Here is a 14165-nt window from a genome sequence, read left to right as displayed (position 1 = left end):
CCCTGGCCCCGGGATCGCTCGTTGAATGGGCGGATCGCCCGATTTACCCCTAACACCCGGGCGGTGCCATTCGGCGAACCCATCTGGAGGACGCGCTCATGCGGCGTAGGTCGTTGCTGGTAGCAGGGGTGTGTGCCCTGCTCGCACTCACCGGGGCAGGTGTCGCCGTGGCGGCGGCCGATCCGGCGGCCAAGACTGCGGCCCAGCCGCAGCGGGCGCCGGCGAGCGCACCGCAGCTGCGGCTGCACCACGACGTCTCGGGGCTGCAGGAGCCGGGCGGGGAGACCACTGGCGTGCTCGAGTCGGTGACCGCCGGGACGATCGAGCGGGCCGCCAGCCGCACGTTCACGTACTCCGGCGCGGACTACGTCAAGGTGCACTTCTCGCGGCTCGCGCTCGACGCCGGCGACCGAGTGGTCGTGAGCGATGCGCGCGGGGAGGAGCACTACGAGTACACCTCGAAAGAACTCGGCGAAGCGGACAACTGGTCGATGTCGGTCTCCGGTGACCGCGCCGTGGTGCGCGTGGTCAAGGCTCGCGACGACGTGTTCGGCATCCGCTCGCGGCTGGCCGGCATGGGCGTGACCGTCGACCGGGTCGCCCGCGGCCAGACCACCGCCGAGCGTGCCCGGGCCGACGCCGACCGCCGGGCCGCGCTGGCCGCCGCGCCGCACGAGGAGAGCATCTGCGGGCGGACCAACGAGACGGAGAACGCGGCCTGTTACAAGTCGTCGGACCCGGTGGCGTACGCCAACTCCAAACCCGTCGCCCGAATCCTGATCAACGGCGTCGAGCTGTGCACGGCCTGGCGGGTCGGCACGCAGAACCGCATGCTGACCAACCACCACTGCTTCACCACGACCCGCGAGGCGCGCACCACCGAGGTCTGGTTCAACTACGAGTGCGCCCAGTGCTCGGGCGGCGCCACGCTGCGCCCGACCAAGGTCATGGGTGACCAGGTGCTGGCCACCGACGACATCCTCGACTACACGCTGTTCAGCGTGCGCAACTTCAACCAGATCACGCAGTTCGGCTACCTGCAGATCGACGACCGCGCCCCGGTCCGCGGCGAGGAGCTCTACATCCCGCAGCACCCGCGCGGCGCCCCGACGGTCATCACCACCGAGGACAGCACGGAGCGCAGCGGCAACTGCGCGGTCAGCGACCCGTCCTACGACGGCTACGCCGCCGGGACCGACATGTCGTACTACTGCGACACCGACGGCGGCTCCTCCGGCTCGCCGGTGATCTCCCGGCGTACCAACAAGGTCATCGCCCTGCACCACTTCGGCGGCTGCCCGAACTCCGGCGTGCGCATCGACCGCATCGCCGACCAGCTGCGCAACCTGATGTAGAGATCGTGTGTGGAAAGGGCCCGGGAGCACCGGGCCCTTTTCCGTATTCGGGTACCGTTGCCCCTCGTGCGCATCGAGTTACGACCCGTCCGTCCCGCCGGCTGGTGGCTCGACGCGCTGCTGGTGGCGGGCTTCGCACTCATCACCGTGCTGCTCGCCGCGAAGACCCCGCTGCTGCGCGTCGACCTGGCCGTCCGCGACTTCGTCGACGCGCACCGCCCCGACTGGGCCGACACTCTGCTGCGCTGGTGCAACCGGCTCGGCCAGGGCGGCCAGGTGCTCACCCCGCTGGCCGTGATCACCGCGTTCTTCATGAGCCGCGCCCGCCACACGGTGCGCCCGTTCCTGCTGGTCGTGGGCGCCTACGTGCTCACGTACGTGACGATCGGCCCGCTGAAGATCTGGACCGACCGGCTGGCCGCGAGCGAGCACAAGCACGCCCACCCCGAGTACCTGTTCTACGCGCACGAGGGCATGTCGTACCCGTCGGGCCACGTGGTGAACGCGATCGTCTGGTACGGCGTCCTCGCCACCTTGCTGACCGGCGTGCTGAGCCAGCGCCTGGTGCTCGCGATCCGTTACACCATCCCGCTGGTACTGCTGTTCACCACGACGTACCTGAGCTTCCACTGGCTCACCGACGGCCTGGCCGCGCTGCTGCTCGGCCTGTTCCTGGACCGCCTGCTCAAGCGCGTGCCGTGGGACGCGATCCCACTGGGCCGCCGCCTGACCACCGCCGGCTGGGCCGGCCCGTTCTACACCCCAACCCCCGCCGAACCCGCCAGGATCTCCTGACAACCCCGCCGCGACCGAAAGTCTCCGCGATCATGCCGGAGCCGCCGCCCGCACCACGCGTTTTTCATGATCGCGGAAGGTCAATGTACCCACAGGTACCTTAAGGTTCCGCGATCATGAAAAACGCGCCGCACGCCAGCGGGAGCTGCATGATCGCGGAGAGATTCGTTCGCGCCAGCCGCTGCCGGCACGTCGCGATGCCCAGATCAGCCCAATTGTCGCGCTCCGCACGAACCAATAAGTCGGGCAATCCGCTGCAAACCGATAAGTCGGGCGCTCCGCGCCACGACTTATCGGATTTATCTCCTGTCAGGGTATAAGTCCGAAAAGTCCGGACACGAAGTGTCTGGACTTTTCGTGACCCATCGCGGCGCCGCGCGATTACGCCGAGTGGTAGGTCAGCTCGCCGGCGCGGATCTCCGCGGTCAGGCGGTTCTCGTACGGAGCGAGCGGACAAGCCCAAGCGTCGTCGTAAGCGCACGACGGGTTGTAGGCGTAGTTGAAGTCGAGCCGTACCCGGCCGTCGGGCAGCAGTTGCAGGCCGCGGCCGTGGGTGCCCTTGATGGTGTCGGTCAGGTAGCGGCCCGCGCCGTAGGTGGTCTTGCCGCTCGTGCCGTCCCGGAACGGCAGGAACAGGCCGCCGCCGTAAGTGGACAGCCAGAAGAGGGTCAGCCGGCCCCACGGTGTGGGCAGGATGCCGACGCGGTCGTACCGCAGCACGCCGTCCTCCCCGCCCGTGGCGATCTCCAGAGTGCCGCCGGCCGGCTCCAGCGGTACCGATGCGATGAAATCCTCGGTGGCGGGGAAGTAGCGCAGCGGGCCCGGCGCCGCCGACTGCGGGTGGGTGGCGAACAGGTCGTCGCGCAGGGCCCGGAAGCCGGCAAGGTCCGCATCGGACAGGTACATCGCGGCGACCCGGGCCCGGTAGTCGGCGAGGGAGAGAGCGTCCACGAACCGAAGCTACCGCCGCAGCGGCGCGCCGGCCGCATGCAGGTGGCGCAGCGCCTGCGCGTAGGAGCCGGCGAAGCTCGAAGCGTGGTAGGGCACGCCGATCTCGGCGCAGAAGCGCTCGACGATGGGCTGGGCGCGGCGCAGGTTCGGCGTCGGCATGCTCGGGAACAGGTGGTGCTCGATCTGGTAGTTCAGGCCGCCCAGCAGGACGTCGAGCCAGCGCCCGCCGCGGACGTTGCGCGAGGTGAGCACCTGCTTGCGCAGGAAGTCGAGCTCGTCGGCGGCGGTGAGGACCGGCATGCCCTTGTGGTTGGGCGCGAACGTCAGGCCCAGATACAAACCGAACAGCGCCTGGTGTACCAGCACGAAGGCGATCGCCGCGCCCGGCGGCAGCAGCAGGAAGACGGCGGCCAGGTATGCGGCGAAGTGGGCGTACAGCAGGAAAGCCTCGCGAAGCCGCAGCGAGCGCACCGCCCGGGCGCTCTGCACGTGGAGGTTGAAGCCCTCCAACAGCAGGAGCGGAAAGAACAGCAGCGCCTGGTGGCCGCCGATCAGCCGGGCCACGCCCCGCGCCCGTTCGGCCTGCCGGGTCGACCAGACCAGGATGTCGGGCGCCACGTCGGGGTCGTGATCCTCGTGGTTGGGGTTCGCGTGGTGGCGCGTGTGCTTGTTCATCCACCACCCGTAGCTCATCCCGATGCCGGCGTTGCCGGCCAGCAGGCCCAGCGCCGCCGACCAGCGCCGGCCCCGGAAGACCTGCTTGTGGGCGAGGTCGTGGGCGACGAGGGCGACCTGGGCGTAGGCGACGGCGAGGACCACGGCGAACCACAGGCTGTGCGTCAGCGCCAGGCCCGCCCACCCGCCGGCGTAGAGGGTGGCCACGAGGGCGAGCCGGAGGGTGTAGTACCCGGGGCGCCGCTCGAGCAGCCCGGCCGCCCGGATCCGCCGGGTCAGGGCCGCGAAGTCGGACCGTGCGTCAACCAGAACCGTCATGCGGATGAGCTTCGCGAACCGGCCGCCGAACTTCGAACCCGTCAGCCCCCGCGGTTCGTGGTGGTGCTGCCCCTACCCCTAAGGGTGTCTAGGCTTTGACAGGTGCCAGTGCTCATCGGCTCCTACGCAGACCAGTACTCCACCTACGACGACGACTTCAAGCCGCTCGCCGCGCCCGTGCGCACGCCCGCGCCCAGCTTCCTGGCCGTCGGGCCGACCGGGATCCGGTATGCCGTCGGCGAGCTCGACGCCGGGCAGGTCTCGGCGTTCACCCCGACCGGCGAGCTCATCAACACCCTGCCGACCGGCGGCGGCGGGCCGTGCCACCTCGCGGTCGACGGCGACCGGGTGGTGGTGGCCAACTACGGCGGCGGCAGCGTGGCGGTCTTCGCGCTGCGTGCGGACGGCGGCCTGGACCGGCGCACCGACCTGGCCCAGCACGCCGGCGCCTCCGTGGTCGCGGACCGCCAGGAGGGTCCGCACGCCCATCACGTGACGATCCGCGGCAACCTGGTGCACGCGGTCGACCTCGGCATGGACGCGATCGTGCACTACCGGCTCACGCCCGAGGGCCGGCTCGATCACGTGCGCACCACGACGGTACAGCCGCTGGGCACCGGCCCGCGGCACCTGGTGTTCCACCCGGGCGGGCGGGTGTTCGTCGCCAACGAGCTGAGCTCGACCGTTTCGACGTACACCTCCGGCTTCGAACAGCTCGACGAGAAGCCCTCGTGCCTGGTCCAGCCGGTCGGCGACAACCTGCCCAGCGAGCTGGCGCTGTCCCGGGACGGGCGGCGGCTCTACGTGGCCAACCGCGGCAACGACACCATCACGACGTTCTCCGTCGAGGAGGATGGGCTGTTGCCGATCGACGAGGTCTCCACCGGCGGCACCTGGCCGCGGCACTTCGCGGTGCTCGACGGCGCGCTGTGCGTGGCCAACCAGCACTCCGGCACGGTGGCGCTGCTGGACCTGGATGCGGAGACCGGCGTGCCGAGCCAGGCCCGCGTGGTGCTGGAGCACCCGTCGCCGAGCGCGGTGATCCCGATCGATTGACCCATCGAGGCGAGATCCGGGATGACGCGGCACTGAACGCTTGCTGAACCAACGTTCAGTGCCGCAGCATGGCTACATGGGTGAGCTGGTGGCGCTGCCCAAGACGGGCGACGTATTCGAGGACGTGCGTGCGGGCGACCGCACAATGCGGGTGACCTGCCATCCGCAGCGCGGCACGGTGGTCGTGTCGCTGTGGGTGGACCGGATCTGCCGGGCGTCGTTCCAGCTCGCCGAGGCCGACCTGCCCCGGCTCCAGGCGGCGCTGGCCGAAATGCACTTCCCGCCGCCCGATCTGTCCGAGAGCGCCTAAGCCGCCTCGGGAGTGCGCAGCGCCTGCTTCTCCGGTGCGGATGCTTCCGAGCGCAGGTTGCGGGCGCGCTGGCGGGGGACGCGCTGCCTCGGCCGCATCGTCGCCGCGGTGATGCCGGCCTGGCGGGCCGCGTCGAGGGTGTCGCGCAGCTCCGCCGCTTCCTCGGCGACCTCGGCCGCCTCCTGGGCGAGCGCGGCGGCGGCCACGACGGCGACATCGGCGGCCTTGACCGCGGCGCGCTCCGCGGCGGCGGCCGCCTCGTAGAGCCGGCGGGCCCGGCTCTCCGCGGTGCGGCGCAGCTCGACCTCGCGGGCGGCCAGCTCCTGCAGCGGGTCGGCCCCGCTGACGCCCTTGAACACCTGCTCCAGCGCGTCGACCGTGATGTCGCCGCGCTTGAACGCATCCAGCGCGGCCCGGGAGACCTCGCGCTTGTTCGCCTCGTCCTGCTCGCCGGCCGGCAACTCCGCGGAGACCTGGCCGGCCGCGCGCAGCGCCTCCTGGTAGGCCTTCTGGGCCACGTCGAAGGTGACCCAGGCCTGCTCCCGGGCCTGCTGGGCGGCGGCACTGCTGGCCCGAGCCTCGACGACGGTGATCTGCGCGCGCTTGGCGGCGGCGGCGGTCGCGGCGGCCTGCCGGATGAGCTCGCCGGCCTCGGTGCGCAGCCGGGCGCGCTCCGCCGGGCTCAGGCTCGCCTGTGCCTCCTCAACCGCGGCGCGGCGGTCGGCGCGGTTGAGCCGATACAGCGTCCAGCGCGAGATCGCGGCCGCGAGCAGCACGAACAGCACGATGAAGGCCATCAGCCCGAGCCACAGCACGATGGCCCCGGTGACCGGGTCGAGCCCGAAGATGCCCCGACCCCCGGTGAGGGTCCAGGGCAGGTCACTGCGGGATTGCGCCAACGTGGCGGGGGCGGGAAGGGCCACGGCGACCTCCGGGCTGTGCGTGTCGCTACAGCGTAATCGTCGCCGACCACCCGGGCATCCCATCGAGGTATGACGATTCAGCGAAATCGCGTACACGAATAGTGACGACGGCGCAAGAATTCCCTCGTCAGCGGCGTGTCGCGCGGTGTGTCACGGTCGCTTTCCGTGGTGATCATCACGGGACTGTCGGGGACTTGTCATCACATCGTGATGGGGAATGGAAATTCGGATGTACGCCGGGCGGGCGATCGTTAAGGTCCGCGCCATGTGCTTGCGTGTCGTGTGCCCGCCGCCGCTGCGGTAGCGGGCAGGCGGAGATCCACAGCCCGGTGAGGTGATCCCGGGTCGATGGCGGCTGCCCGCGTTCAACGCCTCCAGTCGACACGACACGAACCGGGAGAAATCCACCAATGGCACTGCTGTACATAGCATTCGCGGCGATCTCGTGGGGCGTCGGCGGCTTCGTGGCCGCCCTGCTCTACCGGCACAGCGGCCTGGGGCCGATCGCCGTCACGTTCTGGCGGTACGCCGGCGGCCTGGCCGTACTGGCCGCCCTGCGCCCGACCAGAATCACCCCCAACGTGGTCAACGGGCTCGGCATGGCCCTGTACCAGACGGCGTACTTCGTCGCCATCGACCTGGCCGGCGTCGGCATCGCCACCGTCGTCACGCTCGGCTCCGGCCCTGTCCTCATCGCGATCGGCGCCCGGCTGTTCCTCGGCGAGCGGCTCGGCCGGGCGGGCCTCGCCACCGTCGCGGTCTCGGTGCTGGGCCTGGCCCTGCTCGTGACCCAGAACCCGCACACCGGCCGGCACCCGCTGGCCGGCATCGCGGTGGCGCTGGTCTCCGCGGCCGGCTACGCGGCGGTCACGCTGATCAACCGGGCCGCGACCGGCGATCCGTACGCCGCCGCGCTCGGCGGCTTCGCGGTCGGCTCGGTCGTTCTCCTGCCGCTCGCCGCGGCCGAGGGGCTGCTGCCGCGCGCCGACGGCCTCGGCCTGACGATCGGGCTGCTGGCATTCCTCGGCGCGGTACCGACCGCGCTGGCGTATGCGCTGTTCTTCCGGGGTCTGAAGGTCGTCAGGGCGACCACCGCGTCGGTGGTCGCCCTGTGCGAGCCGCTCGCCGCGGTCGCCCTCGGCGTGCTGGTGCTGCACGAACCGCTGACCCCGTGGTCCGCGGCCGGCGGCGGCCTCCTGCTGGCCTCGGTCGCGGCCCTCGCCCTTCAGGAGCGCCGCAGCCGGACGAACGCCACCGCCGTGAACACCGCGGCAACACCCGCCGCCGCCAGCGCCCACGGCCACAGCGGGGCCGGCGACGACGGCGGCGGGGGCGCGGCGGCCCGTGACGACGGCGCGGGCGGGCTCTGCGCGGCCCGGGCCTCGACCACCGCCTCGGTCCGCGCCGCGTCCGACCCGGGCGAGGTGACCACGACCGTCCACCGGCCCGGCGAGAGCACCGGGCCGGAGGTGTAGAAGCCGCGGCCCTCGCCGGCCGGGTTGAGCTGGATCGGGCCGACCGTCCGGCCGCCCAGCGACGGGTCGGCCGTGGCGGTCAGCACGAGCCGGACCTCGGTCTCGACGGGGCGGCCGTCCGCGCCGAACGCGCGGACGGTCACCCCCGTCGCCCCGTCCCCCGCGACCTCCAGCCGGAGGCCGCCGGGGCTGGGCGCGAACAGAGCGAGGGTCATCAGCAGGTACAGAACCCTCACAGCTTTCCGTTCTTCGACAATCGCTTCGGGTCGGCGTCCAGCCGCCCGGTGCCCTTCAGGGTCTGTCCCGCGTTCGCCGTGACGCCGGCGGTGCTGGGCGGGGTGCCGCCCAGCCGTAGGGTCATCGCGTCGGCGTCGCGGATCAGCGTGTCGCGGATCTCGGCCTCGGGCACCAGGGCGGCCGTGAGCAGCGCGCGGAAGTCCGCGAGCGCCTTGAGCGCCTTGGTGTCGTTACCGTTCGCCTCCGCCTTGCGGGCCTTGGCGAGGGCGTCGGAGAGCTGGTTGTACACCGTGTTCGTCAGCCGGCCGGTCGCCTTGAACCGGTCGAGCAGGTTCTGCATGTCCCGGAACGAGGTGGTGACGAAGAACGTGACCGTGGTGGTGGTCGCGTTCCCGGCATTGTCGGTGCCGACGACGCTCAGCCGGTGCATGCCGAGGGTCAGCTCGTACATCGCCTGCAGCGTGCCGGTCTGATAGGCCCCGCCGTCGAGGGAGCCGCTGACCGAGCGGATCCCCGACGTGGTGTCGACCGCCTGCCAGGTCACCCGCACGTCCTGGCTGTCGCCGTAGAGCTGGCCGTCGGCCAGGCCCGAGACGATGACGGTCGGCGCGGTGGCGTCGATCTTCAGGATCGCCGACTTGAGCGTCTCGACGTTGCCGGCCGCGTCGGTCGAGCGGTACAGCAGCTCGTGCTGGCCTTCGCCGGTCACGTTCACCGGCGCCGAGTACACCGTCCAGGCCCCGCCGTCCAGCGCCCACTCGATCCGGGCCACCCCGGAGCCGGCGTCGGTCGCGGCGAGCGTGACCGGCGTGGCGCCGTTGTGCCAGCCCGCGTCGGAGGCCGGCGCGAACGCGGCGGTGGTGACCGGCGCGGTGGCGTCGATCCTCACCTCCTGGGTCTTGGGCTCGCTGACGTTGCCCGCCTTGTCCGCCGCCCGGTAGCGGACCTGGTGGGTGCCGTCCCCGCTGACCGCGATCGGTGCGGTGTACGGGGTCCAGGTCGAGGCCGAATCGAGCTGGTACTCGACCTTGTCGACCCCGCCGTCGTCGGTCGCGGTCAGGGTGACGGTGACCGGCGCGGTGTAGTAGCCGCCGGTCGCGGTGCCCTGCACGCTCGCGCCGACCACCGGCGGCGTGTGGTCCGCCGCGGCCGTGGTGAGGTGGAAGTAGTCGAACGCGGCCGGCTTCGACGCCGTCTGGCCGGCGCCGAGGGTGTAGAGGCCCACCTTGGCACCGGTGCCGACCGCCGCGTTGGTGAGCGTGGCGATCGTGGTCCAGGTGCTGCCGTCGGCGGAGTAGCTGCCGGTGTAGGCGTTGCCGGCCTTGGCGATGCGGAAGTACCACACCCCCGAGGTCAGGTTGCTCACGTTCGGCTGCGGATCCTGCACCACGCCGGCGACCTCGCTGCGGAACTCGATCCGCCGCACCAGCGCCTGGCCGGGCGGGTTGTCGGCGAGGTAGTCCAGCTTGATGTAGTTGTCGTCGTCGACGTAGACGATCGGGCCGCCCTGCTGGTACTGCTCGGTGAAGGCCGAGCCGTCCACCTTGGTCTCGATCGTCCAGTCCCCCGGCGGGGCCTGCTGCAGGATGAAGTTCTTCGGCCCGCTGTTGCCGGTGCCGTAGATGTCCCCGCCCGGCACGTCGACCTGCAACGCGCCGCCGGTGATGCGGTAGCCGGCCGAGTCCTCCCGCACGACCGCGTTCCACCGGCAGTGGTCCAGCGTGGGCCCGGTGAACTCGTCGTTCGGGTCCAGGCCGGCCGGCGGCTGGTCCGGCGCGAGCTGGAACCAGTCGAAGGCCGCGTCGACCACCGGCGCGGTCGTGCCGCCGTTGAGCGCGTAGAGGCCGACCCGCGGGTTCGCGAGGCCGGCCAGCGCCGCGGGCCGCCCGACCGGGGCGAACGTGGTGCCGTCGGCGGAGTACGCCGCGGTCAGGTTCGTGCCGTCGGAGATCAGCCGGACGTAGTAGGTGTCGCCCGGCTGGGCCGCGGTCGCGTCGGCGCCCTCGTTGCGCGGACTGCCGGCGGTCTCGCGGATGAACTCCACCTTGCGCCCGTCGGCGTGCAGCAGGTCCAGCTTGGCGTAGTTGTCGTCGTCGCCGTACAGGATCAGCCCGGCCTGCTGGTAGTTGGCCGTCGTCGGCAGGGTCACCTTCGCGGTGGCCTGCCAGGCGCCGGCCGGCGCGGGCTGGAGCACCAGGTTGGTCGCGCCGTTGGTGGCGCCGTACAGGTCACCGGAGGCGGTCGGCAGGTGCAGCGCCCCGCCGCTCACCGACAGCGTCTGCGTCTCCCGCACGACCGTCCACCTCGTACGGTCCAATGTGGATCCGAGGAAGTCGTCCGAGCGGGCGCCGAAGCACTGCGTGTTGGGCGCCTCCGCGCGCACCGTCGCCGAGGCGGTCCCCTTGGCGCCGCGCGCGTCGGTGACCGTCAGCGTCGCGGTGAAGGTCCCCGGTGCGGTGTAGGTGTGCGTGGCGTTCGCCGTGGCGGCGGTACCGCCGTCGCCGAAGTCCCACGCGTAGGTCAGCGGGGTGTCGCCCTCGGCGTCGGTCGCCGAGCCCGCGAACGAGGCCACGAACGGCGTGGTGCCGCTCGACGGCGTGACGGTCGCGGTGACCACCGGCGGCGCGTTGTCGGTCACGCCGCGGCCCAGGAAGTCGACCCAGTTGACGTTGTAACCGGCCCCCGAGCCCGTGGCGATGAAATACAAGGGCCCGGATGTGGTACTCCCGGTGAGCGGGACATTGAGGTCGGCATACGTCTGCCACCCGCCCGTGCCGGGCACCGCGACCGAGCCGACGATCGGCCCGTCCAGCGAGCCGGTGCGGATCTGGATCGTGCCGCCGGCGGCGTTGTTGGTGGCGGCCCGGATCCGCAGGCTGTCGATCCCGGTCAGGTTCGCCGGCGCGAAGGAGAACCAGTCCCCCTCCTCGACGAACCCGATGTTCTGGAAGCCGCCCTGCGGGTCGCCGGTGTTCTCCCGCTGCACGCCCGGGGTGCCGCCGGAGTTGACGCCGGGCACCCGCCCGGTCGCCGCGAAGTACTCCGCCTGCTTGCGCTTGGGCTGCAGCTGCACCAGCGACCGCCCGGTCAGCGGCGCCGCACCGCCGGCCCCGCCCCCGTCCACATAGGACGCCTCGATCACCGCGAAGACGTTGGCGTCGGCGCCGTGCCCGCTGGCCAGCGCCGTCTGCACGGTGCCGGAGCAGCCGGTGTACTGCTGCAGCGGGTGGGCGTGCTCGTCGTGCCCGAGCAGGTACTGGACCTGCACGCGGCCGCAGTCGATCGGGCCGTCCTCGGGGTCGCTCACCTCGACGGTGAACTTGACCTGGTCGCCCCAGTCGTAGAACCCGCCGTCGGGCGGCAGCGTGATCCGCACCGTCGGCGCCGTGTTGCCCACCGTCACCGGCACGTTCGCGGTCGCGGTGCGCCCGCCGGCGTCGGTCACGGTCAGCTGGGCGGTGAAGTTGCCGTTGGCCGTGTAGACGTGGGCCGGGTTCGCCTCGGTGGACGTGCCGCCGTCGCCGAACACCCAGGCGTAGGTGATCGCCTGCCCGTCCGGGTCGCGCGAGCCCTGGCTGGAGAACTGCACGGTCAGCGGCGCGACGCCGCTGGTCGGCTGGGCCAGCGCCTGCGCGATCGGGGCGCGGTTGCCGGCCACGTAGTCGATCCGGTAGACGCCGGAGTCGTCGTTGTTGCCGCCGAAGCCGGTGCCCCACTCGATGAGGTACAGCGCCCCGTCCGGGCCGAAGTCCATGTCCATGGGCCGGATGAACGGCATGCCCGCCAGCAGCTGGTTGATGTCCACCAGGGACCTGCCGTCGGCCGAGACCTGCATCGTGTAGAGCTTGTTCTGGTTCCACTCGCCGAAGATCGCCTTGCCGTCGTAGTACGCCGGCCACTTGTTCTCCGCGGTGTTGTTCTCGTCGTAGCGGTACACCGGCCCGCCCATCGGCGCGCCGCCGCCCCCGATCTCCGGGAAACGGGGGTTTCCGTCGTAGTCGTAGTCGACGGTCGCCGGGATCACCGGCGGCAGGTTGGTCAGGCCGGTGTTGCTGGGCGAGTTGTTGACCGGCGCCGCGCAGTCGAAGGCGGCCCCGGACGGCCCGGACGGGAAGGTGAAGTCCCGGTAGGGCACGTTGTTGCCGGTGCAGTACGGCCAGCCGTAGTTGCCCGGCTGGGCGATGATGTTCCACTCCACGGTGTTGCCGGGGCCGCGGTTCGGGTCGGCCTGCGCCGCGTCGGGCCCGTAGTCGCCGAGGTACAGCGTGCCGGTGAGCGGGTCGACGCCGATGCGGAACGGGTTGCGGAAGCCCATCGCGTAGATCTCGGGCCGGGTCTTCTCGGTACCCGGCGCGAACAGGTTGCCGGCCGGGACGGTGTAGGTCCCGTCGTCCTGCGGCGTGATCCGCAGGACCTTGCCGCGCAGGTCGTTGGTGTTGGCCGCGGTGCGCTGGGCGTCGTAGTCCTCCCGCCCGGGCCGCTCGTCCAGCGGCGCGTAGCCGCTCGACTCGAACGGGTTGGTGTTGTCGCCGGTGGCGAGGAACAGGTTGCCGTGGTTGTCGAACGTCATCGTGCCGCCCTCGTGGCAGCACGTGTTGCGCTGGGTCGGCACGGTCAGCAACTGCCGCTCGCTGGCGGGGTCGATACTGTCGCCCGCGACCGTGAACCGGCCGAGGATGTTGCGGGGCGGGCCCGCGGCCGGCGAGTAGTACAGGTACACCCAATGGTTCTGCGAGAAATGCGGGTCGAGGGTGATGCCCAGCAGCCCGTCCTCGTTGCCGGTGAAGACCGGGACCGTGATGGCGGTGACCGTCGTGTGCGTGTCCGGCTTGACGATCTGCACCCGCCCGTCCCGCTCGACGTAGAACACGCGGCCGTCCGGCGCGATGTCGAGCTCCATCGGGTTGTTGGTGTTGCTGTCGAGCGTGACCTTCTCGAAGCTGCCGGTCAGCGAGGCGCTGCAGTCGGCCTTGACCACGCCGGCCGCGGTCTGGATGCCGCCCAGGAGGTGGCCGAGGAACAGCGGGTCGGAGTACGACTCCTGGGTGTGCCCGGCGCCGGTGTACCAGGCCCGCCCGCCGTCGTAGTCGTGGCACCAGGCGAACGGGTGGTCCGCGCCCATGGCCCCGGTGCCCGGCGTGTAGCTGGACTCGTCGAGGCTGGCCAGGACGTGCACCTTGCCGCGCGGGTTGGTCCGGAAGTTGTACCACTCGTCGAACCGGCTCCACCGGGCCGGCAGGTCCTTCGTGGACGGATGCGCCGGGTCCTCGACCTTGATCGTCGCCTGCTGCTGCGCCGGGTGACTGGTGAACCAGGCGCCCATCAGGTCGCCGTACCACGGCCAGTCGTACTCGGTGTCGGCCGCCGCGTGCACGCCGGCGTAGCCGCCGCCGCGCTCGATGTACCGCTCGAACGCGGCCTGCTGCTCGCCGTCGAGCACGTCGCCGGTCGTCGACAGCCAGACCACGACCTCGTACTTGGCGAGGTTGGTGTCGGTGAAGAAGGCGGCGTCCTCGGTGGTGTCGACGGTGAACCCGTTGGCCACGCCGAGCGCCTGGATGGCCGCGATCCCGGCCGGGATCGAGTCGTGCCGGAAGCCGGCGGTCTTGGAGAACACCAGCACGTCGAACGGCCCGGCGGCGGCCCGGACCTGGGGAATCGTCGGCTGCTGAGGAGGGGCCTGCACCGGTGCCGCCTGCGCCGGCGCGGGCAGCGCCACGACGACTCCGGCGACGAGCGGCAAGGCCGCGGCGATGAACGGCACGCGGGACGCGCGCCTCCGAACGTTGAACACGGAGCTCCTTGGGCGGGGCTTCGCGCAACGGCCGCCGATACCGCTGAGCGGTACTTTCAGTTGCCGGGATGTCACAGGGGCAGAACGCGGCCGGAGGCACCCCGCCGAGGGCACCCCCACCCGCCGGGGTGGTTCGTTTCGACCCCTAACAAACTACCGATCGACCGCTCCCCATGGAAGCCGCAATTTGCCTCAGCTTGGCCACACTTGCGGCGCCGTGGGCACGAAAAGTCGGGCGCTCCGCGCCACGACTTTTCGGACTTATACCCCGACGGC

General features: G+C 71.4%; 9 protein-coding genes. 5 read left to right on the top strand and 4 right to left on the bottom strand.

Annotation, left to right across the window (positions count from 1 at the left end):
- Nucleotides 1-98: 98 nt before the first annotated feature.
- Together ACQPXD_RS02225 and ACQPXD_RS02220 are read left to right on the top strand one after the other, a co-directional pair.
- A complete protein-coding gene (locus tag ACQPXD_RS02225; RefSeq protein ID WP_432834299.1) occupies nucleotides 99-1355 on the top strand; it encodes a trypsin-like serine peptidase in 1257 nt (418 codons plus the stop codon).
- 72 nt (nucleotides 1356-1427) lie between these two features.
- The gene (locus ACQPXD_RS02220; protein WP_432843555.1) at nucleotides 1428-2150 is read left to right on the top strand and encodes a phosphatase PAP2 family protein; all 723 of its coding nucleotides are present in this window, start codon (nucleotides 1428-1430) and stop codon (nucleotides 2148-2150) included.
- 381 nt (nucleotides 2151-2531) lie between these two features.
- Here ACQPXD_RS02220 and ACQPXD_RS02215 read toward each other — a convergent pair whose 3' ends face one another.
- Complete coding sequence (locus tag ACQPXD_RS02215) at nucleotides 2532-3101, bottom strand: DUF1684 domain-containing protein (protein WP_432834297.1); 570 nt, start codon at nucleotides 3099-3101, stop codon at nucleotides 2532-2534.
- A 9-nt stretch (nucleotides 3102-3110) separates the two neighbouring features.
- On the bottom strand, nucleotides 3111-4094 hold the full coding sequence (locus tag ACQPXD_RS02210) for a fatty acid desaturase family protein (RefSeq protein ID WP_432834295.1): 984 nt from the start codon (nucleotides 4092-4094) through the stop codon (nucleotides 3111-3113).
- 102 nt (nucleotides 4095-4196) lie between these two features.
- On the opposite strand from ACQPXD_RS02210, the gene ACQPXD_RS02205 reads away from it, so the two are divergent.
- Together ACQPXD_RS02205 and ACQPXD_RS02200 are read left to right on the top strand one after the other, a co-directional pair.
- A complete protein-coding gene (locus ACQPXD_RS02205; protein WP_432834293.1) occupies nucleotides 4197-5150 on the top strand; it encodes a lactonase family protein in 954 nt (317 codons plus the stop codon).
- Between the two features lie 76 nt (nucleotides 5151-5226).
- Nucleotides 5227-5460, top strand: coding sequence for a hypothetical protein (locus ACQPXD_RS02200; RefSeq protein ID WP_432834291.1), 234 nt, complete (start codon nucleotides 5227-5229; stop codon nucleotides 5458-5460).
- On the opposite strand, the gene ACQPXD_RS02195 is transcribed toward ACQPXD_RS02200, so the two are convergent.
- On the bottom strand, nucleotides 5457-6383 hold the full coding sequence (locus tag ACQPXD_RS02195; protein WP_432834289.1) for a hypothetical protein: 927 nt from the start codon (nucleotides 6381-6383) through the stop codon (nucleotides 5457-5459). The genes ACQPXD_RS02200 and ACQPXD_RS02195 overlap by 4 nt on opposite strands.
- 410 nt (nucleotides 6384-6793) lie before the next feature.
- Between ACQPXD_RS02195 and ACQPXD_RS02190 the strand changes: the two genes are divergently transcribed.
- Nucleotides 6794-7858, top strand: a complete 1065-nt coding sequence (locus tag ACQPXD_RS02190) for a DMT family transporter (RefSeq protein WP_432834287.1) — start codon at nucleotides 6794-6796, stop codon at nucleotides 7856-7858.
- 232 nt (nucleotides 7859-8090) lie between these two features.
- On the opposite strand, the gene ACQPXD_RS02185 is transcribed toward ACQPXD_RS02190, so the two are convergent.
- Nucleotides 8091-13889: a ThuA domain-containing protein gene (locus tag ACQPXD_RS02185; RefSeq protein WP_432834285.1), complete on the bottom strand. Its 5799-nt coding sequence runs from the start codon at nucleotides 13887-13889 to the stop codon at nucleotides 8091-8093.
- Nucleotides 13890-14165 lie beyond the last annotated feature (276 nt).

Origin of the sequence: Dactylosporangium sp. CA-092794, from assembly GCF_050948465.1 — a bacterium.
Taxonomy (GTDB): domain Bacteria; phylum Actinomycetota; class Actinomycetes; order Mycobacteriales; family Micromonosporaceae; genus Dactylosporangium.
The sequence above is the reverse complement of the archived record's forward strand: the minus strand, read 5'-3'. Positions and strand labels throughout refer to the sequence as shown.

Bases quoted from the DNA above. Each gene is read 5' to 3' on its own strand.
- ACQPXD_RS02190 (WP_432834287.1), top strand. From the start codon at position 6,794: ATGGCACTGCTGTACATAGCATTCGCGGCGATCTCGTGGGGCGTCGGC.
- ACQPXD_RS02225 (WP_432834299.1), top strand. From the start codon at position 99: ATGCGGCGTAGGTCGTTGCTGGTAGCAGGGGTGTGTGCCCTGCTCGCA.
- ACQPXD_RS02200 (WP_432834291.1), top strand. From the start codon at position 5,227: ATGGGTGAGCTGGTGGCGCTGCCCAAGACGGGCGACGTATTCGAGGAC.
- ACQPXD_RS02210 (WP_432834295.1), bottom strand. From the start codon at position 4,094: ATGACGGTTCTGGTTGACGCACGGTCCGACTTCGCGGCCCTGACCCGG.